The sequence below is a fragment of the Streptomyces sp. NPDC057302 genome, from assembly GCF_042667685.1.
Taxonomy (GTDB): Bacteria; Actinomycetota; Actinomycetes; order Streptomycetales; family Streptomycetaceae; genus Streptomyces.
This window is the reverse complement of record NZ_JBHUZJ010000011.1, coordinates 124,652-150,120: the sequence shown is the minus strand read 5'-3', so window position 1 is coordinate 150,120 and position 25,469 is coordinate 124,652. Positions and strand designations below refer to the sequence as shown.

Annotated in this window: 20 protein-coding genes; 6 read left to right on the top strand and 14 right to left on the bottom strand. The window is 72.1% G+C overall.

The features are described 5' to 3' along the window. Nucleotides 1–298 precede the first annotated feature (298 nt). Nucleotides 299–988: a response regulator gene (locus ACFUPX_RS11565; protein WP_383319750.1), complete on the bottom strand. Its 690-nt coding sequence runs from the start codon at nucleotides 986–988 to the stop codon at nucleotides 299–301. Next, complete coding sequence (locus ACFUPX_RS11560) at nucleotides 989–2,143, bottom strand: sensor histidine kinase (RefSeq protein WP_383319748.1); 1,155 nt, start codon at nucleotides 2,141–2,143, stop codon at nucleotides 989–991. It lies immediately after the preceding gene. Between the two features lie 253 nt (nucleotides 2,144–2,396). Between ACFUPX_RS11560 and ACFUPX_RS11555 the strand changes: the two genes are divergently transcribed. Further along, a complete protein-coding gene (locus ACFUPX_RS11555) occupies nucleotides 2,397–2,771 on the top strand; it encodes a peptidoglycan-binding protein (RefSeq protein ID WP_383319746.1) in 375 nt (124 codons plus the stop codon). A gap of 95 nt (nucleotides 2,772–2,866) precedes the next feature. Here ACFUPX_RS11555 and ACFUPX_RS11550 read toward each other — a convergent pair whose 3' ends face one another. Further along, a complete protein-coding gene (locus ACFUPX_RS11550; protein WP_383319744.1) occupies nucleotides 2,867–3,382 on the bottom strand; it encodes a DUF3017 domain-containing protein in 516 nt (171 codons plus the stop codon). A gap of 19 nt (nucleotides 3,383–3,401) precedes the next feature. Next, nucleotides 3,402–4,268: a bifunctional methylenetetrahydrofolate dehydrogenase/methenyltetrahydrofolate cyclohydrolase gene (locus ACFUPX_RS11545; RefSeq protein WP_383319742.1), complete on the bottom strand. Its 867-nt coding sequence runs from the start codon at nucleotides 4,266–4,268 to the stop codon at nucleotides 3,402–3,404. Nucleotides 4,269–4,534: 266 nt separating this feature from the next. On the opposite strand from ACFUPX_RS11545, the gene ACFUPX_RS11540 reads away from it, so the two are divergent. Then, nucleotides 4,535–5,158 carry a hypothetical protein gene (locus ACFUPX_RS11540; protein WP_383319740.1) on the top strand — a complete coding sequence of 208 codons (624 nt, stop codon included), beginning with the start codon at nucleotides 4,535–4,537 and terminating at the stop codon, nucleotides 5,156–5,158. A gap of 85 nt (nucleotides 5,159–5,243) precedes the next feature. Here the strand turns inward: ACFUPX_RS11540 and purH are convergent, their stop codons facing one another. Beyond that, nucleotides 5,244–6,833: a bifunctional phosphoribosylaminoimidazolecarboxamide formyltransferase/IMP cyclohydrolase gene (purH, locus tag ACFUPX_RS11535; protein WP_383319738.1), complete on the bottom strand. Its 1,590-nt coding sequence runs from the start codon at nucleotides 6,831–6,833 to the stop codon at nucleotides 5,244–5,246. Beyond that, the gene (gene purN / locus ACFUPX_RS11530) at nucleotides 6,830–7,459 is read right to left on the bottom strand and encodes a phosphoribosylglycinamide formyltransferase (RefSeq protein ID WP_383319736.1); all 630 of its coding nucleotides are present in this window, start codon (nucleotides 7,457–7,459) and stop codon (nucleotides 6,830–6,832) included. The genes purH and purN overlap by 4 nt, the downstream gene beginning before the upstream one ends. 227 nt (nucleotides 7,460–7,686) lie before the next feature. On the opposite strand from purN, the gene ACFUPX_RS11525 reads away from it, so the two are divergent. After that, complete coding sequence (locus ACFUPX_RS11525; protein WP_383319734.1) at nucleotides 7,687–8,532, top strand: hypothetical protein; 846 nt, start codon at nucleotides 7,687–7,689, stop codon at nucleotides 8,530–8,532. 429 nt (nucleotides 8,533–8,961) lie between these two features. Here the strand turns inward: ACFUPX_RS11525 and ACFUPX_RS11520 are convergent, their stop codons facing one another. Continuing rightward, nucleotides 8,962–10,533, bottom strand: coding sequence for a DUF6350 family protein (locus tag ACFUPX_RS11520; RefSeq protein ID WP_383319733.1), 1,572 nt, complete (start codon nucleotides 10,531–10,533; stop codon nucleotides 8,962–8,964). 158 nt (nucleotides 10,534–10,691) lie between these two features. On the opposite strand from ACFUPX_RS11520, the gene ACFUPX_RS11515 reads away from it, so the two are divergent. Beyond that, the gene (locus ACFUPX_RS11515; protein WP_383319731.1) at nucleotides 10,692–12,017 is read left to right on the top strand and encodes a helix-turn-helix domain-containing protein; all 1,326 of its coding nucleotides are present in this window, start codon (nucleotides 10,692–10,694) and stop codon (nucleotides 12,015–12,017) included. Between the two features lie 125 nt (nucleotides 12,018–12,142). Here ACFUPX_RS11515 and sucD read toward each other — a convergent pair whose 3' ends face one another. The 7 genes from sucD to ACFUPX_RS11480 all read right to left on the bottom strand — a co-directional run bounded on the left by sucD (nucleotide 12,143) and on the right by ACFUPX_RS11480 (nucleotide 21,634). Further along, on the bottom strand, nucleotides 12,143–13,027 hold the full coding sequence (sucD, locus tag ACFUPX_RS11510) for a succinate--CoA ligase subunit alpha (RefSeq protein ID WP_383319729.1): 885 nt from the start codon (nucleotides 13,025–13,027) through the stop codon (nucleotides 12,143–12,145). Between the two features lie 19 nt (nucleotides 13,028–13,046). Then, on the bottom strand, nucleotides 13,047–14,225 hold the full coding sequence (gene sucC / locus ACFUPX_RS11505) for an ADP-forming succinate--CoA ligase subunit beta (RefSeq protein ID WP_383319727.1): 1,179 nt from the start codon (nucleotides 14,223–14,225) through the stop codon (nucleotides 13,047–13,049). Between the two features lie 381 nt (nucleotides 14,226–14,606). Then, a complete protein-coding gene (locus tag ACFUPX_RS11500) occupies nucleotides 14,607–15,608 on the bottom strand; it encodes a hypothetical protein (protein ID WP_383319725.1) in 1,002 nt (333 codons plus the stop codon). A gap of 112 nt (nucleotides 15,609–15,720) precedes the next feature. Beyond that, nucleotides 15,721–16,482, bottom strand: a complete 762-nt coding sequence (locus tag ACFUPX_RS11495) for a hypothetical protein (protein WP_383319724.1) — start codon at nucleotides 16,480–16,482, stop codon at nucleotides 15,721–15,723. Between the two features lie 305 nt (nucleotides 16,483–16,787). Then, nucleotides 16,788–17,930: a vWA domain-containing protein gene (locus ACFUPX_RS11490; RefSeq protein ID WP_383319780.1), complete on the bottom strand. Its 1,143-nt coding sequence runs from the start codon at nucleotides 17,928–17,930 to the stop codon at nucleotides 16,788–16,790. 35 nt (nucleotides 17,931–17,965) lie between these two features. Continuing rightward, a complete protein-coding gene (locus ACFUPX_RS11485; RefSeq protein WP_383319722.1) occupies nucleotides 17,966–20,425 on the bottom strand; it encodes a DUF5682 family protein in 2,460 nt (819 codons plus the stop codon). A 75-nt stretch (nucleotides 20,426–20,500) separates the two neighbouring features. Continuing rightward, nucleotides 20,501–21,634, bottom strand: a complete 1,134-nt coding sequence (locus ACFUPX_RS11480) for an AAA family ATPase (protein WP_383319720.1) — start codon at nucleotides 21,632–21,634, stop codon at nucleotides 20,501–20,503. Between the two features lie 155 nt (nucleotides 21,635–21,789). Here ACFUPX_RS11480 and ACFUPX_RS11475 point away from each other — a divergent pair, with 155 nt between their 5' ends. Beyond that, nucleotides 21,790–23,175, top strand: a complete 1,386-nt coding sequence (locus ACFUPX_RS11475; protein WP_383319718.1) for an SWIM zinc finger family protein — start codon at nucleotides 21,790–21,792, stop codon at nucleotides 23,173–23,175. 180 nt (nucleotides 23,176–23,355) lie between these two features. Continuing rightward, on the top strand, nucleotides 23,356–25,077 hold the full coding sequence (locus ACFUPX_RS11470; RefSeq protein WP_383319716.1) for a DUF5691 domain-containing protein: 1,722 nt from the start codon (nucleotides 23,356–23,358) through the stop codon (nucleotides 25,075–25,077). The last annotated feature ends 392 nt before the right edge of the window (nucleotides 25,078–25,469 follow it).

Genomic DNA, 25,469 nt, shown 5'->3' with positions numbered 1-25,469 from the left:
TTCACCCCCAGCATGGGCCCAGTTTGCCCCGATGACGGCTGGGCGACCCGAAGTGGTTCCTTCCGCGCGGGACGCCCGCCGCGGCGGTGCGGGGACACCATTGCGGAATGGTCACCTCCATGCCACAGGGGCAAGGCATCCCTTGTACGGAGTTGGCGGGGGCATGACGCTGTATCCCGTTGGAGCGGCTCCCCAAGAACGGGCGGCGCTCGTCCTCCCACGGGGGAGAGGACGGGCGCCGTCTTCACGTCCTCACGTCTTCACGGCCTCACGGCCTCACGGCCTCACGGCCTCCGGATCAGCGGCCGTGGCCGCCCGGCGTGACGAGGCCCGTCTCGTACGCCACCACGACGGCCTGCGCCCTGCTGTCCAGGTCGAGTTTGGTCATCGTCCGGTTGAGGTGGGTCTTGACGGTGGCCTCGCTGATGTAGAGCCGCTCGGCGATGTCCGCGTTGGACAGGCCCGTGGCGATCAGCTTCAGGACCTCGACCTCGCGCAGGGTCAGCGCCCGCAGATCGGGCGGCGGCTCGGCACGGTCACCGGCCGCGGCTCCGGCCCCGGCCTGCCGGGCGAAGGCGTCCACCAGGCGGCAGGTGACGCTGGGTGCGAAGAGCGCGTCACCGCCACCGACGGCGGCCACCGCGGCGAGCAGGCGCTCGGGCCCGGAGTCCTTGAGCAGGAATCCCGACGCTCCGGCCCGCAGCGCCCCGTACACGTACTCGTCGAGGTCGAACGTGGTGAGCACCAGGATGCGCGGCGGCGGGTCGGGGGCCTCGGCGAGGATCTTCTCGGTGGCCACGATGCCGCTCATGCCGGGCATGCGGATGTCCATCAGGATCACGTCGGGCCGGGTCGTCGCGGCGAGGGCGACGGCTTCCGCGCCGTCACCCGCCTCACCGACGACCTCGATACCGGGCGCGGCACGCAACAGCCCCGCAAGACCGGCCCGGATGAGGAACTGGTCGTCGACCACGAGCACCCTGGTCATCTAAGTCGCGCCGTCCCCCTGCGATGCGGCCTGCGCGGAGGTCGGCAGGGTCAGGCGCACGGCGAACCCTCCCTCCCCCAGCGGGCCGATGCTGATCGTCCCGCCGTAGAGCTTGGCCCGCTCCCGCATACCAATCAACCCATGGCCGCTTCCCGTGACCACTCTGTCCGGAATCACCCCCTCCCCGTCATTGGTGACCGAGACCGCCAAGTGGTGCTGCCGGTAGTGCAGTTCGACCAGCGCGGCCGAGCCTCGCGCATGCTTCAGTACGTTGGTCAGGGCCTCCTGCACCACTCGGTACGCGCACAGTTCGACCCCCGGTGCGAGCTGCCGCCGCGCGCCCTCGACGCGCAGCTCGACCGCCACTCCCCCGGCCCGCACCCGCTCGACCATCTCGCCGAGCCGCGCGAGACCGGGCATCGGGGCGTCGGGGGCGCCGTCGCCGTCCTCCCGCGCCCGCAGCACCCGCAGCATGCGGCGCAGCTCCTCCAGCGCCTCACCGCTGGTGCCGGAGATGGTGGAGAGCGCGGCATGGGCGGTGGCCGGGTCCGAGGTGAAGACGAACTTCGCGAGGCCCGCCTGCACGGAGATCACCGACATGTGGTGCGCGACGACGTCGTGCAACTCCCTCGCTATGCGCCCGCGTTCCTCGGCGACCTCGCGCCGCGCCCGCTCGTCCTGCTCGCGCTTGAGCTGCCGTGCCAGCTCGGCGGACCGGCGGGCGACGTACCCGAACCGCCAGATCACCAGGGGGAACCCGATGGCCTGCCCGGCCACGGACGCCATCGCGGCGCCCTCGCTCACCAGGCCCGCATAGATCCAGACGGCGCTCATCAGCGCGGCGCAGGGGACGGAGACGCGCGGGGGCCGCAGGGCCGCGACCGTGTAGACGGCGAGCATGGGCGCGAAGGTGTTGACGACGGGCCAGTAGCCGAGGGTGACGTACCCCGCCCAGACCAGGTGCACCAGGAGCAGGACCGCGAGCGGCGCCCTGGAGCGGAAGGCGATCGGCACATTGGCGAGCGCCACCAACGCGTAACCCCGCGCGTCGAGTTCGGGCCACCCCTGCCGCACCGACTCCTGGCCGAGGAGTACGGCGACCGTGGTCAGGGCGACCGCGATCGACGTGTCGGCGACGAGGGGGCGGATCCGCATCGCCGCAGCGTAGCCCCGGTGCGGGCGACGGAACGTCAAACTCCCGCGGTACCGCGGAAGTTGCAGGAACCGCGGCGGTACTCCGCGGGGCGTGCCCGAAGCTCAACCCGGCACGGGACGACGCCCCCGCCCCGCCGCCGTAACTTCTTGCTCCAGCACCACGGCACCGGCCGACCACCGGGGCCACACGGATCGCGGGCCGTCGGGGGACCCAACGGGGGGACCCGGCCCGGGACCTGAAGGGGAAGACACCATGAGGAACATCCGTAAGCGACTCGCTCTCGCCACGGCCACCGTGGCCCTGGGCAGCGGTCTCGCCGTCGCCCCGGCCGTCGGGGCGTTCGCGGCGCCGCAGGCCGCTCCGCGTGCCGCCGCCGAGTACAACTGCGCCAGCGAGCTGTACTCGGGCACGGCCATCACCAAGTCCGGCAGTCCCAAGAAGCAGGTGGCCGAGGTCCAGTGCCTGCTGAAGCTGTTCCACGGCTACCCGAGCCTGAAGGCCGACGGCCTGTACGGCGACAAGACCTACAACGCCGTCTACAAGTTCCAGAAGAAGAGCTTCCCGGGCACGCCCGGTGAGTGGGACGGCATCGTCGGCCCGAAGACCTGGAAGAAGCTGCGCTCGTAGCGCACCGGAAAACGACGGCAGCCCGTCCTCCCCGGGGGAGAGGACGGGCTGCCGCCTTCGCGCGCGCGGGTCAAGGCCGCCCGCCGGGCCCCGCGCTAACTGCTGATCGTGAAGTGCAGGATGCCGTCGAGGAACGGGACCTGCATCCCGTTCGGCTGCGCCATCAGCGCGAGCAAGACGATGACGGCACCAAGGGCGCCGTACGTGACCATGTCCGTGAAGCGCGAGCGCACCGCAAGCATGCCGACGCCGGGCAGCGCCCACCGCATGACGGCGCCCCCGATCAGCGCGAGGCCGATCAGGATCGTGCCGGCGCGGAACACGTCGAAGGCCGTGAGCAGCAGCCCGAGCCCCACCGTCGAGAGCACGCTGAGCAGCGGCCACTGCCGGGCGGGCGCCGGGGCGTCGCCGGCCGCGGCCCGGCCGCCGCCCTCGGGCCGCGCGGTGTCGCGGGTCAGGAGCGGGAAGCGCCGCGTGGTCTTCTTCGGCCCGTCGGGACCGGGGGCGCTGACGGCACCCTTGGCCTCGGTGTCCTCCACCGCCTCGGCCTCCGCCGCCTCGGCCTCCGGGACCTTGGCCGGCGTCGCCCCTTGCTCAGGTTCTGCGCTCATGGGCTGCACCCTTCCCGGTTCAGCTCGCGGCGGCGGACGCGGCGCGCTCGGCGGCCTCTACGACGTTGACGAGCAGCTGGGCGCGCGTCATCGGGCCCACGCCACCGGGGTTCGGCGAGATCCACCCGGCGACCTCGTGGACGCCCGGGTGAACGTCACCGACGATCTTGCCGGATTCGTCGCGGGAGACGCCGACGTCCAGGATGGCGGCGCCCGGCTTCACGTCCTCGGGCTTGATCAGGTGCGGGACGCCCGCGGCGGCCACGATGATGTCGGCCTGCTTCAGGTGCGTGGAGAGGTCGCGCGTGCCGGTGTGGCACTGCGTCACCGTCGCGTTCTCCGAGCGGCGGGTGAGCAGCAGCGGCATGGAGCGGCCGATCGTCACACCGCGGCCGACGACCACGACCTCGGCGCCGTTGATCTCCACGCCGTGCTGGCGGAGCAGCGTGATCACGCCGTTCGGCGTGCAGGGCAGCGGCGCGGGCTCGTTCAGGACGAGGCGGCCGAGGTTCATCGGGTGCAGGCCGTCGGCGTCCTTGTCCGGGTCCATCAGTTCGAGGACGCGGTTCTCGTCGATGCCCTTGGGCAGCGGGAGCTGCACGATGTAACCGGTGCAGGCGGGGTCTTCGTTGAGCTCGCGGACGACGGCCTCGATCTCGTCCTGCGTGGCGGTGGCGGGAAGTTCACGCTGGATGGAGGCGATGCCGACCTGCGCGCAGTCGCGGTGCTTGCCCGCGACGTACTTCTGGCTGCCCGGGTCGTCGCCGACCAGAACAGTCCCGAGGCCGGGCGTGAAGCCCCTCTCCTTCAGGGCCGCCACGCGGACGGTCAGTGCGGACTTGATCGCGGCTGCGGTGGCCTTGCCATCGAGAATCTGGGCGGTCATGACTCCATCTTCCCGGATGAGACCCGCCCGGTACCAATCAGGGCGCCGCCGCGGCCCGGCTGTGTCCCAGCTGTGTCCCGAGACCTGACCAGCTCTGTTGCACTTGCACAACACATAGTGAGTGCGGCTGGACAAATAAGCCTGGCCTAAAGAACGATATGCGTCACAGTGCCGCGGGCAGTGTCGGGGGGACGGACCGCATCTGTAGAACTCTCCTCCGTGATGTGCCGCGTCGTCCCCGCATTACCCGACGGAGGAAGACCGCCATGAGTTACGGCGACCCGAACAACCCTTACGGGCAGCCGCCCCAGCAGCCCCCGGCCGCTCCCGGGTACGGCTACCCGCAGGCCCCGCCCGGCGTCCCGCCGCAGCAGGGCTACGGCTACCCGCAGCAGCCGGCGTACCCCGGTTACCCGGGCGGCAACATGATGCAGCAGTCGATGCCGGGTCTCCTGGTCACGGCGCGCGTCTTCCTGTTCCTGATCTCCGCGGTGCAGATACTTTTCGCGATCATCTACCTCTACGTGGGTGCGATCGCGAGCGACGCCGGTGACAGCGGCGAGGACCTCGGCCTGAGCGGCATGGGCGAGGCGGGCGACGCGGTGGCAGGCATCGCGATCATCGGCGCTCTCATCGCGGCGGCGCTCGCGGTGCTCTCCATCACGCTCGGCGTGAAGTTCAGCCGCGGCGGCCAGGGCGTCCGGATCACCACGGTGGTCTACGGCGCGCTCGGTGGCATCCTCGGCCTGATCGGCCTCTTCGTCGGCCTCGACTCCGGCCTCGCGAGCGCCATCATCCTCCCGCTGATCTGGGTCGTGTTCGCCGTCATCATCACGATCGCCCCGGTCGTCCCCAGCGGCACCGCGTGGTTCAACCGCCCCCGCTACTGAGGCGAGAACGAAGCAACGGTGGCCGCGCCCTTGGGGAAAGGGCGCGGCCACCGCTCTGTACGGGTACGGGTATCGCTCAGTGGAATCAGTGGAAGAAGTGCCGCGTGCCCGTGAAGTACATCGTCACGCCCGCCTTCTTCGCGGCCTCGACCACCAGCTCGTCGCGGACCGAACCGCCCGGCTGCACCACGGCCTTGACGCCCGCGGCGGTCAGGATCTCCAGGCCGTCGGGGAACGGGAAGAACGCGTCGGACGCGGCGTACGCACCGTGCGCGCGCTCCTCGCCCGCCCGCTCGACGGCGAGCTTCGCGGAGTCGACGCGGTTGACCTGACCCATGCCGACGCCGACGGACGCGCCGTCCTTGGCGAGCAGGATCGCGTTGGACTTCACCGCGCGCGACGCCTTCCAGGCGAAGGCAAGCTCGGCGAGCTCGCCCGCGTTGAGCGCATCGCCCGTGGCGAGCGTCCAGTTGGCGGGGTTGTCGCCGTCGGCCTGGAGGCGGTCGGTGACCTGGAGGAGCGCGCCGCCGTCGATCTGCTTACGTTCCCAATTGCTTTCGCGGGCGACCGTGTTGGACGGGGCCGCGTGGGAGCGCAGGACGCGGATGTTCTTCTTCTTCGTGAGGACCTCGAGAGCGCCGTCCTCGTACTCCGGCGCGACGATGACCTCGGTGAAGATGTCGGCGACCTGCTCCGCCATCTCCTTGGAGACCGGGCGGTTGACGGCGATGACGCCGCCGAACGCGGAGAGCGGGTCACAGGCGTGCGCCTTGCGGTGCGCCTCGGCGACGTTCGAACCGATCGCGATGCCGCAGGGGTTGGCGTGCTTGATGATCGCGACGCAGGGGTCGTCGTGGTCGTACGCGGCACGGCGCGCGGCGTCCGTGTCCGTGTAGTTGTTGTACGACATCTCCTTGCCGTGCAGCTGCTCGGCCTCGGCGAGGCCGCCATTGCCGTCGACGTAGAGGGCGGCGCCCTGGTGCGGGTTCTCGCCGTAGCGCAGGACGTTCTTGCGGGTGTACGCGCTGCCCAGGAACTCGGGGAAGTCCGAGGTGCCGTCGGCCGCGTAGTCGTCCGCGAACCATGAGGCGACCGCGAGGTCGTACTCGGCGGTGTGCCGGAACGCTTCGGCGGCAAGCCGCTTGCGCGCGGTCAGGTCGAAGCCTCCGTCACGGACGGCGGCGAGCACGTCGGCGTACCGGGAGGGGCTCGTGATGACCGACACCGAGGGGTGGTTCTTGGCGGCGGCGCGAACCATCGAGGGGCCGCCGATGTCGATCTGCTCCACGCACTCGTCGGGCGTCGCGCCCGAGGCCACGGTCGCCTTGAAGGGGTAGAGGTTCACGACGACCAGCTGGAACGGCTCGATGCCGAGCTCGGCGAGCTGGCGCCGGTGGTCCTCCAGGCGCAGGTCGGCGAGGATCCCGGCGTGCACGCGCGGGTGCAGCGTCTTGACCCGGCCGTCCAGGCACTCGGGAAAGCCGGTCAGCTCCTCGACCTTGGTGACGGGCACCCCGGCGGCGGCGATCTTCGCGGCGGTCGAACCGGTCGAGACGAGCTCGACGCCGGACTCGTGCAGCCCGCGCGCGAGCTCCTCGAGCCCGGTCTTCTCATAGACACTGATGAGCGCGCGCTTGATGGGGCGCTGCGAACCGTGCGTACCTTCGGCGGTCACGGGATAAGTACCTTTCGTCCCTCAATGCGGTAGCCGTTACGGGCCAGACGCCCCACGACATCGACGAGCAGCCTTCGCTCGACTTCCTTGATGCGCTCGTGCAGAGCGCTCTCGTCGTCCTCATCCCCGACCGGGACCACGCCCTGGGCGATGACCGGGCCGGTGTCGACGCCGTCGTCGACGAAGTGGACGGTGCATCCCGTGACCTTCGCGCCGTACGCGAGCGCGTCGCGTACGCCGTGGGCCCCGGGGAAGCTGGGCAGCAGGGCGGGGTGCGTATTGACGAACCGGCCGCCGAACCGTGCGAGGAATCGCTTCCCCACGATCTTCATGAACCCCGCCGACACGACCAGATCGGGCTCGTACGAGGCGGTCGCCTCCGCCAGGGCGGCGTCCCACTCGTCGCGCGTCGCGTGGTCCTTCACCCGGCAGACGAAGGTGGGAATCCCGGCCTGCTCGGCACGTTCGAGCCCCACGATGCCGTCGCGGTCGGCGCCGACCGCGACGATCTCGGCGCCGTAGCCGGACGTCCCATCCGTCGCGATCTTGTCGAGCAGAGCCTGCAGATTCGTACCGGATCCGGAGACCAGCACGACGAGGCGCTTGGCCACAGGGCTCTTGGCCACAGCGGGGCCCTTTCTCGGGAGGTGCGTCTTTGTAGGGTCGTACAAAAGCTTCATGCCCCGCGATACGGGGAACTCTACGAAGCGGCCGACCGTCAGCAACGATACCGGCACACGGTGCGGCCCCTCACGGGACGGGGGCGCGGCCGGAAGGTAGCGTCTGCACCAAGACGTCACATGACGTCACACCGTCCTTAAGTTCGCTCAACCAAGGGGAAGACGCACACCTGATGCCGGACCGTAGCCTCCGCCTCCCGCTGTCCTTCGCGTTCGGGTTGACGCATGGAGGGGAGCGCGGCTCGACGCTGCTGCGCGACGGCCGCCCGTCGTCCCCGCCGCAGGACTCCCAGGACTCCGGGGGGTCTGGGGGGTCTGGGGGCTCCGACTCCTCTTCTGATGCTTCCGGCTCGGGCGGCTCCGGGAAGAAGGACGACAATCCCTTCGCGCCGCCGCCGGAGGGAACCCCGGACCAGCCGTGGCGCCCCCGCCCCGGCAACGGCGGCGACGGCCCGGACGACCAGGGCCGTTCCCCCTGGGGCAGCCAGTGGAGCGACCGGCAGCCCGGCCGCGCCCAGGGCGGCGGCTTCGGCGAGCGGCCCGGCCAGCAGGGCGGGGGCCAGGGCCCCGAGGGGTCTTCCGGCCCCGGCTCCGGCATGCGCTGGGACCCGACGGACCCGGCCCAGCGCCGCGCCCGCTACGCCCTGCTCTCCGGCATGTGGGCCTTCTTCTTCGCGCTCTTCGGCTGGCGGTACGTGGCTCTGCTCCTGGGCGCGCTCGCGCTGAACTGGGGCATCAGCTCGCTGCGGGCGAAGCCGAAGCAGCCGGACCCGACCGCGCCGGCCCCTCAGCAGCCGGTGGCCGACCCCGCGAGCACGAAGCCGCAGCGGACGGCGGCGATCAGCGGCCTGGTGACGGCGTCGCTCGCGCTGGCGCTGGTGGCGGCCACGTTCGCGGCGCAGCTGGTGTACCGCGACTACTACACCTGCGTGGGCGACGCCCTCACGAGCCAGTCGCAGCAGCAGTGCGAGGACCTCCTGCCGGAAAAGCTGCGCCCCCTCCTGACCGAGCGCGACTAGCCCTGGCCGGGGGGCCTCAACCGGGGCCGCCCTCTTGCCCCCGGATCAGCCGCTGGTCCCTGTTCGCCAGAACGCCGCTTCGCGGCGGTGTTTCCCGCCCACCCGCCCGATTGCCCCGGGGTGCTCCGGTGGGGGGCCGTTGGGCGCGATGCGGCGCGCTTTGGTGCGGGTGGCCGGGAGAGGGGTACACCACCCGAGCCGCCCACCCAACCGGATACGCCGCGGGGTAATCGGGTGGGTGGGCGGAAAAAATCCGGCGCGAAGCGGCGGGCTCGGGTGCGACGGCCGCAAGCCAAACGCACCACCCAAGCCCCCACCCGGATACACCACAGGGCAATCGGGCGGGTGGGCGGGAAAGAATCCGGCGCGGAGCGGCGGGCCTGGCGTGGGGCGGCTGCGGCTACGGTGCACGCGAGGGATGCCGGGCCCTCAAGCCCCCGGAGGCCGCTCCTCAGCGCCCGCGCCCGCGCCCGCATCCCGCAACGCCGCCCACCGCGCCTCCCGAGCCCCCTCCTCGTGCCAGTCACCCACCGCCCCCGGCAGGAAGTCGTACGGCTCGAACACCTCCGGAGCAGCCGGCACCGGCGTCGGCGCAGGCGCAGGCTTCGGACGCCGCCGGGGAAGCCGTGGCACGCGGAAGCCAGGAGTACGCAACCGCGGAACGCGGGGCCGCGGCAACCGCGGCCACGACCACCGCGGCACAGCCCTACGGCTCCGCAGCCGCCACCCCCGCACCGCCAGAGCGACCGGCACCCCCACCACCCCGGTCCACCCCACCGCCGCCGCCCCCGCCTGCCACCACACGGGCCCGAAGTCGGCCAGGACGGCCACCCCCATCGGGCCCCCCGCAAGCTCGGCAAGACCCGCCACGACCACCCCGCACAGCACCGCCGCCGCCCCCGCGACCAGCGCCGTCCGCCCCCGTGACCACGCCTCGTCCCGCTCCCCGCGGACAGGCGCCGCCGCGGCCGCGGTGAACCACGCCACCGCGATCCCCGCACCCAGCGGCACCGCACCCGCCGCCCACGTCAACGGCGACCCGGGTCCCTCCACCGGCACCGCCGCCAGCAGCGGGAACGCCGGCAGCATCGGCCCCGCGCTCACGCCGAGCGGCCCCGCCACGCTCCCCGTGCCCAGCGCGAAACCGGGCCCGAGGCCGTACGCCGCGCCCCACACCGCCGCGTTCGGCACCAGCGCCACGGCGAGCAGCAGCACCGCGAATCGGCCCGACCACACGTCCGTGACCTGCGCGAACGACGCCCTCGCCAGACCGCCGTGCAGCGCGAGGGAGACCCCGGCCAGCAGCGCTCCACCGCCGAGCAGCACCAGCGCCCCCGCCGCCCCGGCCCGCGTGACGGCGCGGACGTACCGGCGTACGAAGAAGGGACGTACCCCCGCAGGCAGCAAGCGAAGTCCCACCCGCACCACACCCGGCAGCGGCCCCGGAGGCCGCCCCAGCGCCGTCCAGACCCCCACCGCCGCCGCCCCCGCCACGAGCACCGGCAGATGCACGGCCGCGCTCCCCCACGAAGGCCGCAGCTCACCCCCGGCCGCGTACAGCGTCGCGGCGGCGCCCACCAGCAGATAGCCGCCGACCACCCCGCACCACGCGGTCCGCGGCGCCATCCCCCGCTCCTCGGGATCCGCCGCGACCCGCGCCGCCCGGTGCGCCAGCCAGCACGGAAGCACCATCAGGAGCATGGGCGTGACGCCGAGCGGGGCCGGAGCCCCGGAAAGCGTGTCCGTCCTGATCAGCTCCGTGCCGTGCGCGAGCAGCCACACGGAGGCCGCGACGTTCAGCGCCCCGCTGGGCCCGCTGTCCGGATAGGGCGAGCTGATCCAGAGGACCATCACCATGACGGCGCACGAGCCGAGCCCGAGCCCTGCCGCGACAGCGCCTCCGAACAGGCACGTCGCCAGTCCGGGTGAGCGGTCGCGGAACCGCTCGATCAGCGGTTTGAGGGGCGGCAACGGAGAGCTGCGGTCAGTGATTTGAGTCACGGCGCCATGCTCCCAACGACACGCGCTTTCTCCCCGTAACAGGCGAATACCCGATGTGTCGCACAAGATACGTTTATGTACTTTTTCGTACGACGGATCAGCCGCGCCCGGCTCCCCGCCGCACGAAGGCCCACGGTCCCCGGCGCGGAGAGTCCGACATGACCCAGAGCCCTGCCGCACCCAAGCGCTCATCAGCGCTCAAGCAGGGGGGATCCCCTTCGTTGCCGTCCCCCAAGGAACGCCGCCGCCTGCGCGAGGCGAAGTCCCTGAGCCAGACCGAGGTCGCCGCGCGGGTGGGCGTCACCCGGGAGACGGTCCGCTCCTGGGAGTCGGGACGCTCGACGCCACGCGGGCGCAGACGCGACGTCTACGCGAAGCTGCTGGCCGAGATCGCGGACGAGCGGGCCGGGTCCGGTGCCGGGAGCACGGACAGGACCGAACGGGCCGGCAAGCGCCCTGCGCGGCGTCCCAGCTGGGCACAGAACCTGGAGCCGACCGTCGACACCAAGGAAGGCACGACCCCCGGGCGCATCCCGGTGGGCGCGGCGATGAACGGCCACGCACGGCCGCCCGAGCCGATGGTGCGGGCGACGGCGACGAGCACGGCTGCTGCGACGGCGACGCGTACGGCCACGGCCGCCACCCGCGCCGAGCCGGCGCCCGCGGCGACCAGGCCCGCCGCCGGGTCGACCCCCGCCGAAGCCTTCGACGCGCTCTGCACCACCTGCGCCCCCGGCCTCGTACGCCAGACCTATCTCCTCACCGGGCGCCGCACCCTCGCCCAGGAATCCGTGGAGCGCGCCTTCCAGCTCGCCTGGCAGCGCTGGCCCGAGGTCGCCGTCGACCGCGACCCGGCGGGCTGGGTGCGCGCGGCGGCGTACGAGTACGCGATGTCGCCCTGGCACCGGCTGCGCCCCGTCCACCGGCACCCGGCAGCGCCACCCGCCCTGGCCGCCGACCGCGCCTTCCTCAAGGTGCTGCTGAGCCTGCCGCCCGCGCAGCGCCGCACCCTCCTGCTCTACGACGGCGTCGGGCTCGACCTGCCCGAGACCGCGGCCGAGACGGAGGCGAGCACGCCCGCGGCGGCGGGCCGTCTCCTGCACGCGCGCGAGGCGCTCGCCGAGAAGCTGCCCGAGCAGGCGGCGACCCCCGAGGACCTGCACCAGCGCCTGGCCGAACTGAGCGCCGCGGAGAAGCTTCAGCCCCCGAACGCGGGCCGGGTCCGCACCGGCAGCGAACACCGCACCCGCTTCTGGACGCGGGCGGCGATCGCGTTCACGGCGCTGATCGTCGGCGCCACGGCCCTCACGCTGCGCTCGGCCCCCACGCACTACGAGCCGCCGCAGGCCCCCGGCAAGGCCATCAGCGGCGTACCGCCGAGGATGGGCCCCGGCCACCTGACGTACCAGGACCAGATCCTGCACAAGAAGCTCCGCGAGGACCTGTCGAGCGGCCCGGAGAGGCTTTCGCCGCTGGCCCGTTAGGGGCACTCCGAAGGGGGCGCGGGGAACCGCGCGAGCAACCACGGTCGGCCCGCAGACAAAAGAAAGTGGGCCCGCACCTCTCGTGAGAGAGATGCGGGCCCACTTTTCACACGGTTCAGGCAAACTCAGCCCGCGAGGATCGCTCGCGCAAGCTTCGCCGTCTCGGTCGGCGTCTTGCCGACCTTGACGCCCGCGGCCTCAAGGGCCTCCTTCTTGGCGGCAGCCGTGCCGGAGGAGCCGGAGACGATGGCGCCGGCGTGGCCCATGGTCTTGCCCTCGGGCGCGGTGAAGCCGGCGACGTAGCCGACGACCGGCTTCGTCACGTTGGCCTTGATGTAGTCCGCCGCACGCTCCTCGGCGTCGCCGCCGATCTCGCCGATCATGACGATCAGGTCGGTGTCGGGGTCGGCCTCGAACGCCTCGAGGGCGTCGATGTGCGTCGTGCCGATGACCGGGTCGCCACCGATGCCGACGGCCGAGGAGAAGCCGATGTCACGGAGCTCGTACATCATCTGGTACGTCAGCGTGCCGGACTTCGAGACCAGGCCGATGCGGCCCGGCTTCGTGATGTCGCCCGGGATGATGCCGGCGTTCGACTGGCCCGGGGTGATGAGGCCGGGGCAGTTCGGGCCGATGATGCGGGTCTTGTTGCCCTTCGACTTCGCGTACGCCCAGAAGGCGGCGGAGTCGTGGACGGCGATGCCCTCGGTGATGACGACCGCGAGGGGGATCTCGGCGTCGATCGCCTCGACGACGGCGGCCTTGGAGAAGGCCGGCGGCACGAAGAGGACGGAGACGTTGGCGCCCGTCTTCTCCATCGCCTCGGCGACGGTGCCGAAGACCGGTACCTCGGTGCCGTCGAAGTCGACGGACGTGCCGGCCTTGCGCGGGTTCACGCCACCGACGATGTTCGTGCCGTCGCCCAGCATGAGCTTGGTGTGCTTCATGCCCGTGGCACCGGTCATGCCCTGGACGATGACCTTGCTGTCCTTGGTCAGGAAGATAGCCATGGTGTTCTGACCTGGTCCCTTACTTCGCAGCCGCGAGCTCGGCGGCCTTGTCGGCCGCGCCGTCCATGGTGTCCACGCGCTGTACGAGCGGGTGGTTCGCGTCCGACAGGATCTTGCGACCCAGCTCCGCGTTGTTGCCGTCGAGACGGACGACCAGCGGCTTGGTGACTGCCTCGCCCTTGGACTTGAGCAGCTCGAGCGCCTGGACGATGCCGTTGGCGACCTCGTCGCACGCGGTGATGCCACCGAAGACGTTGACGAAGACGGACTTGACGTCCGGGTCGCCGAGGATGATCTCCAGGCCGTTCGCCATGACCTCGGCCGAAGCGCCGCCGCCGATGTCGAGGAAGTTGGCCGGCTTGACGTTGTCGTGCGCCTCACCGGCGTACGCGACGACGTCGAGGGTGCTCATGACGAGACCCGCGCCGTTGCCGATGATGCCGACCTCGCCGTCGAGCTTGACGTAGTTGAGGTTCTTGGCCTTGGCGGCAGCCTCGAGCGGGTTGGCTGCGTCCTTGTCCTCGAGGGCCTCGTGGTCGGCCTGGCGGAAGTCGGCGTTCTCGTCGAGCGAGACCTTGCCGTCCAGGGCCAGGATGCGACCGTCCTTGGTCTTGACCAGCGGGTTCACCTCGACGAGGAGCGCGTCCTCGGCGACGAAGGTGTCCCACAGGGTCACCATGGCCTCGGCGACACCCTCGGCCACGTCGGCCGGGAACTTCGCCTGGGCCACGATCTCGCGGGCCTTGGCGATGTCCACGCCCTCGACGGCGTTGACCGGGACCTTCGCGAGGGCCTCGGGGGTCTTCTCCGCGACCTCCTCGATGTCCATGCCGCCCTGCACCGACGCCATGGCCAGGAAGGTGCGGTTGGTGCGGTCGAGGAGGTACGAGACGTAGTACTCCGCCTCGATCTCCGGGGACAGCTCGGCGATCATCACCTTGTGGACCGTGTGGCCCTTGATGTCCATCCCGAGGATGTCCGTCGCGCGAGCGACGGCCTCGTCGGGGTTGTCGGCCAGCTTCACGCCGCCGGCCTTGCCGCGGCCACCGACCTTCACCTGTGCCTTGACGACCGACTTGCCGCCCAGCTTCTCGGTGGCCTCGCGCGCCGCCTCAGGCGTGTCGATGACTTCACCGGCCAGCACCGGTACACCGTGCTTGGCGAAGAGGTCCCTCGCCTGGTACTCGAACAGGTCCACGCGCGTCCGTCCCTTTTCCGTGATCTCGCTGCGATCTCGCTGCTTTGTGGTCAGCTGTCTGCGTGGGCGTGCCGCGGAGGGCAACGTGACTGCGCTGTCACAAGGGAGGCGTAGGACGGAGTCCGGTACGCGGCATGTCCGTCTCGCAGGTTATCGCCGTGGGCCGTAGGTCCCTAAATCGCAGATCACATTTGGGCGGTGATGACTGTCACAGATCGCGAGAACGCCTACGGGGAGGGCGGCCCCTGTGGTGACAGAGGCCGCCCATTTGCTCCTGTTACTGCTGGTGCAACTGCGTACACGGCTACAGCTTTGTACGCAGCTGCGGCTACAGCTCGCGCCGCCGCACGGCTGTGACCGCTACCGTCTCGCCGCCGACCGTCAGAGGGCGTACGTCGCGTTGTACGCCTGCTCGTACGTCGGCAGGTAGTCCGGGGTGACCGAGCCGGCCACGCCCTGGACGCCCGTCACGGCGTTGCCGGCGAGGGACCGCGCGTCGGGGGCGACGGTGCCCGTGAGGTCCCGCGCGAACGGCGAGACCTGGCCGACGACGCCACCCGCGAAGGGGCGGACGTCGCCCGTGACGCCGTACGCGAGCTCGTCCGCGCTGCCGCCGACGCCCCGCACGACGGGCCGCACCTGGTCGGTGACGGTCTGCACGAGCGGCGACACCGCACCGACGACGCCGCCCGCGAAGGGCTGCACGTCGTCGCCGACGACACCCTGCGCGAACGGCGGGACCTCGCCGACGACCCCACCGGCGAACGGCGTCACGTCGCCGACCACGCCCTGCGCCAGGTAGGAGACGTCGCCGACCGCCTGCCCGGCGACCGGCACGACACTGTCGACGGCGGTGGCGGCGACGGGCGGCAGCACGGCCGTGGCCGTCTCGTCGACGATCGGGGCGGCGGTCGCTGTGGCGGTCGCTGCTGTGCCCTTGACGTCGGGGGCGAAGGCGGAGAGCGGGCCGAAGAGGTAGTCGACGGAGTCTTCGGGGGTGCTGGCGCCGGGGGCGGTGACGTCGGGGGTGCTGGCGTCGGGGGTGCTGACGTCGGGGGTGCTGACGTCGGGGGTGGTGGCGGCAGGGGCTTCGACCGCGGGGGCCTTCGGGGCGGCGGCCTTGGGAGCTGCGGCCTTCGGGGCGGCGGCCTTCGGGGCTGCGGCCTTCGCATCGGCGACGGTGGACTTCGCCTTGCCCTGGGCGTCGGCGACATCGGCGGCGTCGACAACATCGCTGACGTCGGCGACCGCGTCGGACGCGTTGTCCGGCAGGGCCACAGAGTGCTGGGGCAGCTCGTCCGCACTGGCGACGGCGGAACCGAGCGCCCAGGCGCCCGTGACACCGGCGGCTATGACGATGGAACGACGGATGTTCTTGTTCATGCGTGCTTCAGATCCTTCGAACTCTGGCTGTGGATCCGACCCGGATACGTCGGGTCGGCGGGCAGACCTTTGCCACCCCCGCGCGGCAGGTCTTCGCGGGGAAAGGGCTGCCCTAGCCAGGGAATTCGGGAATGTCCCGGTGCCGTTCGCGGATCGGCGCGAGGACCTGAACGGCCCCGGCACCCCGCAGAAGCCGCACCGGCGCACGGCTGTCGAACGCCGCCGCACACGGATCACCGTGTCGCACGGAACTGCCGTCACCGGCCGCCTGGCCACCCAGCGTCCGCGCCGGATCGCCGGGCCCGCGCACGGGCGGGAACGACTCGTGCCCCCTGCGGTGCGCGTCGTCGGAGGTGTCGCCGCCGAACAGAACGACGCCGCGTGCCTGCTGACCGACCGAGAACGTGACGCCGGTGGCAGTGCTGGTGCCGACGCTGGTGCCGGTGCCGGGGCTGGTGCCGTACGGGGACTCGCCCCGCGCCTCGTGCGCACGGCCGACGCCGGGGGTGTGGGCGCTCCCCGGAGAGTGGGGCTCGGCACCGTGGTCCGCGTCGTCGCCGGCACCGGGGTCGGTGCCGGGATCGATGCCGGGGAGAGCGGGAGCGCCGGGGATGTGGGGAATCCCGGGCAGCTTGGGGAGCCCCGGAAGGTCGGGAAGCCCGGGAGCACCGGGCGGCCTCTGAGGGAGCACCCGCTGCGGCGACGCACCCTCAACAACTCCGGTGGCGCTCTCCGCAACCGGCCGCACCGCACCCCGCGCGCTCCGGACCACGGGCTCGGCGGCATCAGCCACCGGCTCGGCGGCATCGACCACCGGCTCCACCGCAACGTCGCGCACCGGCTCGGCCACCCGCTCCCGCAGAGGCTCGGTCACCCGTGCACGCTCCGGTGCCGCCGTAACTCCGTCCACCGCGTGCGCCCGTTCCCCACAGAGGAAGCCAAGGACGAGCAACCCGGCAAGCAGCAGCATCACTTGCAGCACACGCCGCCCGGCCGCCGCGCGCACCACGCGCACAGCGGCATCAGGCAGAGCGACTGCGACTGCTGCGGGAGTCAAGACGAGGGGGTTCCTCTACTGGGCGAGGCGGGACACGCGGAACTGACACGCGGAACACAATGCTCCGGGAGTGAGGCCCGCCGATCCTCGCACGAGCCTCCCGCTCTCGCGCAAGCCCCCTGTTACCGATGCGTATTCATGTCCGGTATGGGAAGGGGACGCTTCTCGATCGCCGCCGCCATCACCTCCGGGAAGAGGTCCGGGGTGCAGGCGAAGGCCGGTGCGCCCAGCGCCGAGAGCGCCGCCGCGTGCTCCCGGTCGTACGCGGGTGTCCCCTCGTCGGAGAGCGCGAGCAGCGTCACGAACTGCACCCCGGACGCCTTCATCGCCGCGACCCGCTTCAGCATCTCGTTGCGTATGCCCCCTTCGTAGAGGTCGCTGATGAGGACGACGACGGTGTCGGCGGGCCGGGTGATCTGCGACTGGCAGTACGCGAGCGCCCGGTTGATGTCGGTCCCGCCCCCCAGCTGCGTGCCGAACAGGACATCCACCGGATCATCGAGCTGATCGGTGAGGTCGACGACATTCGTGTCGAAGACGACGAGCCGCGTGTTGAGCGACCGCATCGAGCCGAGCACGGCGCCGAACACCGAGGCGTAGACGACGGACGCGGCCATCGACCCCGACTGGTCGATGCAGAGGATGACCTCCTTCTTCACGGACTGCGACGCCCGCCCGTACCCGATGAGCCGCTCGGGCACGATCGTCTTGTACTGCGGCAGGTAGTTCTTGAGGTTGACCGCGATCGTGCGGTTCCAGTCGATGTCGTGGTGGCGCGGCCTGCTGACACGGGCGCTGCGGTCGAGCGCGCCGGTGAGGGTGGCGCGGGTACGCGTGGCGAGCCGCTTCTCCAGGTCCTCGACGACCTTGCGCACGACGGCCCGAGCGGTCTCCTTGGTGGTCTCCGGCATGGCCTTGTTGAGGGAGAGAAGAGTCCCCACCAGATGTACGTCGGCCTCGACGGCCTCCAGCATCTCGGGCTCCAGGAGCAGCGTGGAGAGGCCGAGCCGCTCGATGGCGTCGCGCTGCATGACCTGGACCACGGACGAGGGGAAGTACGTCCGGATGTCCCCGAGCCACCGCGACACGGACGGCGCGGACGCCCCGAGCCCCGCCGAACGGTCCCGCCCCCGGTCCTTCTTCCCCCCGTCCCCTCCCCCGTACAACGCGCCGAGCGCCCCGTCCATCGCCGCGTCCCGCCCGACGAGCTCGCACCCCGTACCGTCCGCCGCACCCCCACCCAGCACAAGCCGCCACCTGCGCATCCGCTCCCCCGCGAAATCCACCGCTTCCTCCACCCTCAACCCACCTCCACAAACACACCATCGCCACCGCCACCGCCACCAACCCGGACCCCAGCCCCGTCCCCGTCCCCGGACACGAAACCGCCCCCCAGCAAGAGACTCAGCACCGGCAGCACCGCATCCGCGCGCTCCGCGTCCAGCTCCGCCCCGAAGCCAGGTATCCCGCCGGAGACGGCCGGGCCGCCGCCGCCCTCCCCCGTTCCGCGCCGCACCAGCTCGCCCAGCGTCCGCCGCACGCCCGGTTCGTAGGCCGAGAAGGTGCGCCGCAGCAGGGGCAGTACGTCGGTGAAGGCTCGGTCAGGGACCCCGGTCAGCCAGTCGTCGACAAGACCCAGCAGTCGCTCGTCGTGCACGAGCAACATGCCGCCCCCCGACCCACCGCCCACGAACCCCTCGATCCAGGCGGCGGCTTCAGCGGGTTCCGTTCCTCGGGACAGGGCGAGCCCCATGAACCGCGCGGCCTCACCTTCGGCCAGCGCCCCGCCGTCCATCAGGATCCGCACGCACCGCCCGCGCACCACCCCGGCAACGCCGTCCCGCTGCCCCAGCACCCTCAGCACGGTGTGCCACCGCTTCCGCATACCGGCGCCCGCCGCGGCGGCACTCGGGACGCCCGGCGCCCCTTCACCCACGGAGCCAGAGCCCAACTCCCCGAGCAGGCCCACCGCCTGGTGCACCGCGTCCACATGCCCCCGCATCTCGAGCGCGGCGTCCTGATCGAGGCCCGAGCAGGCGGGCGGCAGCCCGACGAACACCCGCTCGGCAAGCCCCACGGCCACCTCCGCGAGCGCGGCCGTGTCCGTGCCCCGCACATCCCCGTACCGAAGCGACCGCACCAGCGCGGGCAGCGCCTGCGCCAGATGCCCGACGTCCGTGTCCAGCGCCGCCCGGTCCGCGAGGACCCGCATCACCACCGGCAACACGTCCGGCAACTCGGCCAGCAGACACCGCTCGGCCAGCGCGGTGACATCGGCCAGGGCGCCGGCCCCGACGGCATCGGACTCCACCCGGGCGGTGGCCGCCCCCAGCACGGTCGTCCCCCACACCCCCGCCTCCGCCACCTTCACGGAAAGCTCCGGCTCCCACCGCAGCCGCCAGGTCTCCCGGAACGTACCCGTACTCCCCCGTGACACGGCGGGCTCGCCCCAGCCGATCCCGAGCAGCCGGAGGCGATGCAGCAGCCTGCTGCGTGCCGCGTCCGTCTCCTTGCGCAGGTCGAGCTCCAACTCCCGCTCCAGCGCCTCCGGTTTGAGCCGCAGCTTCCGCTGGAGCCGGGTGAGATCGCGCTGCAACGGCACGGCAGGCGCCGAGTCAGGCACCTCCCCGAGGACGTCCCCGACGACGAGCCTGTCGTGCACGAGGGAGAGCGGCACGTCCGAGCCCTCGCACATCACCGCCCGGATCGCGTCCGTCGTCTCGGTCAGCCCCGGCAGCGGCCGCCCCCGCATCGCGGCGAGCGTGTCCGCGAGGCGTACCGCCTCGATGACATGCGCGGACGACACGAGCCTGTCCTCGTCCCTGAGCAGTCGCGCGACCTTCGTCAGCCAGCGCTCGACGGGACGGTCGGGCGCGTTGAACAGATGCCCGTACCAACCGGGTGAGGCGATCCCCGCGCCGTACCCACTGGCCCGGGAGAGCCGGCGGTGCGTCCAGGGCACCCAGGTCATGTCGACCTTCACCTTGGGCAGCCCCTTGAGCAGCGCCCGGTCGGCCGCCACGGTCACCTTCTGCCGCAGCGCGGGAACATGCCAGGCCCCGCACACGACCGCGACTCCGTCCGACCCGAACTCCCGCTGTGCCGCACGGACTTCCAGCCTCATGTACGCCTCGCGCACCAGGTCACGGTCGTGCCCACCGGTCCCGTACTCCTCGCGCAGCGCCCCCATGGCCTCGCCCACCGCGTCGAACGGCGCGAAGGCGTCCGCCCCCGCCCCCCGGTGCTCGACGACGTCCTCCCACCACCGCTCGGGATCGTCGTACCCTGCCGTCTCCGCGAGCACCGCCAGCGGATCGATCCGCACAGCGTCCACACCCCCCGGAGCCGCGGCGCCCTCCGTGTCCTCCGTCTCCTCCATCCCGGCCGTCTCGTCCGTCCCCTCCGACCGCGCCAGCGCATGCGCCGCCGGAAGGTCCATGAACCGGACCGGAACCCCGGCTGCCGCAGCCCACTTGATCGCGACCCACTCCGGCGAGAACTCGGCAAGCGGCCAGAAAGCCGAACGGCCCGGCTCGTCCACCACGTGCGCGAGCAGCGCGACCGGTGGCCGCATCCCTTCGTCAGCGGCGAGCGCCACCAGGCCGTCGGCCTCCGGCGGACCCTCGATCAGCACCACGCGCGGGGCGCCCTCCTCGAGCGCGGCCCGCACCGCACGCGCGGACCCCGGCCCGTGATGCCTCACCCCGAGCAGCAACGGCCCCTCGCCAGCCCGAGTCGTCCCCCGCACCTCGTCGTCCATGTCCGCTCCTCCCCGTCTCACGCGAACAACCCAGCGTCATGCCCGCACCCGACCCGCTCGGGCCCGCCCCGCCCGTCACACGCTCACCTCTCGGCACGCGCGGTAGAAGTCCTTCCAGCCGTCGCGCTCACGGACCACCGCCTCCAGGTACTCCTGCCAGATCACCCGGTCCGCCGCCGGGTCACGCACGACCGCGCCGAGAATGCCCGCGGCGACATCGCCCGGCCGCAGCACGCCGTCCCCGAAGTGCGCGGCGAGAGCGAGACCGTTGGTCACGACGGAGATGGCCTCGGCCGTCGAGAGCGTGCCGCTAGGCGACTTCACCTTCGTACGCCCGTCGGCCGTGACTCCGTCCCGCAGCTCGCGGAAGACGGTGACGACGCGGCGTATCTCGTCGATCCCCTCGGGCCCGGTCGGCAGATCGAGCGAGCGCCCGATCTGGTCGACGCGGCGCGAGACGATGTCGACCTCGGCTTCGGCGCTCTCCGGCAGCGGCAGGATCACCGTGTTGAAGCGGCGGCGCAGCGCGCTCGACAGGTCGTTGACCCCGCGGTCGCGGTTGTTGGCCGTGGCTATCAGATTGAAGCCGCGGACGGCCTGCACCTCTTGGCCCAACTCCGGTATGGGCAGGGTCTTTTCCGAGAGGATCGTGATCAGCGTGTCCTGCACGTCGGCGGGGATGCGGGTCAGCTCCTCGACCCGCGCCGTCATGCCGTCGGACATGGCCCGCATGACGGGGCTCGGCACGAGCGCGTCGCGGCTGGGGCCGTGCGCGAGCAGCTGCGCGTAGTTCCAGCCGTACCGGATCGCCTCTTCCGGCGTCCCCGCGGTGCCCTGCACGAGCAGCGTCGAGTCTCCGCTGACCGCGGCCGCCAGATGCTCGGACACCCAGGTCTTCGCGGTGCCGGGCACGCCGAGCAGGAGCAGGGCGCGGTCCGTGGCGAGGGTGGTGACGGCGACCTCGACGATGCGGCGCGGCCCCACGTACTTCGGCGATATCACCGTTCCGTCGGGCAGCGTGCCACCGAGCAGATACGTCGCGACCGCCCATGGCGAGAGCCGCCAGCGGGCAGGGCGCGGCCGGTCGTCCTGCGCGGCGAGCGCGGTGAGTTCGGCGGCGAAATCGTGCTCGGCGTGCGGCCGCAGCACGCTCTGCTTCCCGGGCTGGTTCTCGGTCGTCGAGGTCGTCGAGTCGACGGACACGGTCATGGAGCGATCCCCCTCCAACTCGTCCGGACGCATCTGGCCCGGATGTGATTCCAACCGTGCACCACGCCACTGACAATCGACCCTGGCACCCCGCTGACCTGCACAGATACCGAGTGCCGGATCGATTGTCAGTGGTGGGATCTACCTTCGATGACATGACTCAGCAGGGGGTGCGCTGGACGGCGGATCAGGTCCTTGCCTTGGCACCTGATGCCCCGTCACGCAAGGCGGGAAGCAAACTCGGCGTCGCCGGCCCATGGTCGGAGGCGGGCAGTTCGGGCGAGGGGACGGTGTGGGGACTGTGCAAGGGAAGTGGCAGCAAGCCGTATCAGACGGTTGTCGACATCGCGGACGTCACCGGCGCGGCAGCCCCGGCGTACACATGCAGTTGTCCGAGCCGCAAGTTCCCGTGCAAGCACGCGCTCGGGCTGCTGCTGCTCTGGGCGGCCGGCGAGGGGCCGTTCGGATCGGAGCCCGACGCACAGCAGCCGCCGGCCTGGGCGGAGGAATGGCTGGCCGGACGCCGCAAAAGAGCAGAGAAGAAGCGGAGTTCGGACGCGGCACCGGGCTCGGCGCCCGCTGATCCCGAGGCCGCGCGCCGCAGGGCGGAGCGGCGGGCCGAGCGGGTCACGGCGGGAGTGATGGAGCTGGAGCAGCGCCTCTCGGACCTGCTGCGCGGCGGCATAGCCTCCGCCGAGCAGTCGGGGTACGGACTGTGGGAGGAGACCGCTGCCCGCATGGTCGACGCCCAGGCGCCCGGACTGGCGGCGCGGGTGCGGGAGTTGGGGGCCATACCCTCCTCCGGGCCTGGCTGGCCCGTGCGGATGCTGGAGGAGTGCGCGCTTCTCCACCTCCTCGACCAGGGCTGGCTGCACCGCGAGCAACTACCGGAGGGTCTGGCGGCCACGGTCCGCTCCCGCATAGGCCTGCCCACGCCGGCGGAGGGTCCGCCGCTGCGGGACCACTGGCTGGTGCTCGCGCAGTACGACACGGCGGACAGCAAGCTCACCACCCGCCGGATCTGGCTGCACGGCGCGGAGTCCGGGCGGACGGCTATGCTCCTGTCGTACGGAGCCGCGGGCCGCGCACCCGCGCTCGCGCTGCCGGTCGGCCTCGCACTGGACGCCGAGCTGACCACGTATCCGGGCGCCGGTCAGTTGCGGGCTGACCTGGGCGAACAGTTCACCGCGCCCGCGCCGACGGCAGCCCGGCCGCCCGGCATGCGTACGGAACAAGCCGCGCACCGCTACGGCGATGTGCTGCGGGACGACCCATGGCTGGATTCCTGGCCGGTGACACTGAGCGAGGTCATACCGACCCCGCTCCCGGGTCCCTCGTCCGACGGGTGGCAACTGGCGGACGCGGAAGGCGGCACGGCGCTGCCCATCACCCCTTCCGCGGTGTCTCGAGCGGGTCTGTGGCGGCTGGTGGCACTCTCCGGAGGCGCTCCGGTGACGGTCTTCGGCGAATGTGGTCACGAGGGCTTCACCCCTCTGGCGGCCTGGCCGCGCGGATCGGGAGAGGCGGTTGCCCTGTGCTGACCACCACGCCTCGCCACCGTCGCCACACCGCCCACCGCCTTGCGGCCACCGGTGTGTTCCGTGAACGCGAACGGCGGATCGAGCAAGGCCAGTAGGCCCAGCAGATCCAGCAAATCCAGCAGATCCAAGAAGGCAGTTCCAGACGAAAGACCGAGTGATTCGTCCGAGGGAGGAGTCCACATGACCGGCACCACCGCACTCACCGAAGCGACCGTCGTCCCCTGGGAAGACCTGGTCACCGCCGCACTCCTCGGCACCGACCGCCGCACGCCTCCGGTACCTACGAAGGACACTCAGGGCTCCAACGACACTCAGGGCTCGCAGCACGCCCAACCCAAAGACGCCCCGACCGCTCTGCTGGACGCAGCAGCCGTGCAGACCGTCCGGCGCAGAGCCGGTCTTCGCCCCGCGCCCGCCGCGGCGCCTCCGGAGCCTGCCGCGGACGATCCCCGGCCTCTGGTGCCGCCCGCGGCGCGGCGCAGGCTCGCCACGCTGCTCACCGACCACCCCGGCGCGGGCAGCGGCGGACGCCGGGGCGCGGTGCCCGACCTGATGGAGCTGCTGCCGCAGTGGCTGGCGCTGGCCAACGACCGCGGCTTCGCCGCCCCGCCCGAAATGCTTCCGGCCCTCCTGAACGCGGCCCGTGGGCGCACGGACCTCCGGCCGCAGGCGCTCGCCTTCGCGGGCCCGCGGGCTCTGTGGCTCGCGCGGCTCAACCCGGACTGGAAGTTCGCACTCCGTTCCACCCCGGGCGGCGGGGTGTCCCTGCCCGCCCCGGAGGAGACAGCACAGGTCCAGCAGCTTTGGGAGGAGGGGCTGTTCGCCGAGCGGGTCGCCCTGCTCGGGGCGGTTCGGGCGCATGACCCGGCCGCCGCGCGCGATCTGCTCGCCACCACCTGGAGCACGGAACGGGCGGAGGACCGCCTGATGTTCCTCGACTCCCTGCGCACCCAACTGTGCGACGCCGACGAGCCGTTCCTGGAGCAGGCCCTCACCGACCGCAGCCGCAACGTCCGCGCGACGGCGGCCGAGCTCCTCTCCGCGCTCCCCTCGTCCGCCCTCGCCGCGCGGATGGCGGCCCGCGCCGCCTCGTGCGTGGCGATCGACCACGCGCAGGGCACGAAAAGCACGCCGACGCTCACGGTCGAGGCACCGCACGAGTGCGACGCGGGCATGGAGCGGGACGGCATCATCCCCAAGCCGCCGTCCGGTCGGGGTGAACGGTCGTGGTGGCTCAGCCAGTTGGTCGAAGCGACGCCGCTCGGGACCTGGACGGAGCGGCTCGGCGGGCGGACCCCGGCCGAGATCGTGGCGCTTCCCGTGGCCGACGACTGGCAGAGCGAACTGCACGCCGCGTGGTGCCGCGCGGCTGTGCGGCAGCGTGACGCGCTCTGGTCCCGGGCGCTGCTCGGGGCTCCCTCGTCGCCCGACGCGGCGGGCCCCGGAGCGGCGTCCCTCGCCGAGCGCGCGAAGCTCCTCGCCGCGCTGCCTGCCGGGGAGCGGGCCGGCTGGGTCGCGGGGTTCATCGCGACGCACGGCCTCTCGGAGGCGTTCCAGCTGCTCGGCGTGTGCGCGTTGCCCTGGTCGGAGCCGCTGGGCAGGGCGGTGGTGGACGCGCTGAACATCGCGCGTGACGCCGGGAGTTACCCCTGGAGTTTCAGCGGAGTGATGGGTTTGGCCGAGCGCTGCCTCGACCCCGCGGAGGCGGTCCGTCTCGACGCACTGACCGCGGTGCCGGACGAGCCGGAGGACGCTTCCCCCGGGGCGGGCGGCTACTGGTCGGAGGCGTTCCAGCGCCTGGTCAGTACGTTGCGTCTACGCGCGGCGATGCGGGCGGAGCTGGGCGCCGGGCCCGGGAGCCCGGGTGCGGCGCCGGAAGACCCGGAGGTGCCGTCATCTTAGGAAGCCCCACTGTCGAGCCGAGGCGGTCGGCCACCCTCACCGACGCCCCGGCCACGAGGCAACGGCAGCCGGACCCCTCCACCACGAGGCGAAGGCAGCCAACCGCCCCCGCGGCAGCCCCAAGCCGACGAGCAGCTCTCTGCGCGGCACGCGGTCGGCGGGCCGCTCCCACCACGGCGCCAAGCCGTCGAGCGACCCTCACCGCGGCACGGAGCCGACAGCCCGCTCCCGCCGCACCACAGAACCGCAAGGCCACCCTCACCGCAGCGCGAGGCCGACAAGGCACCCTCGCTCCACCGCGCGAGAGGCCGGGCACCCTCGCTCCACCGCGCGAGAGGCCGGACGCCCGCGCCCCGGAGCAAGAGAGGCCTGGCGCCCGCGTCGCAGGGCAG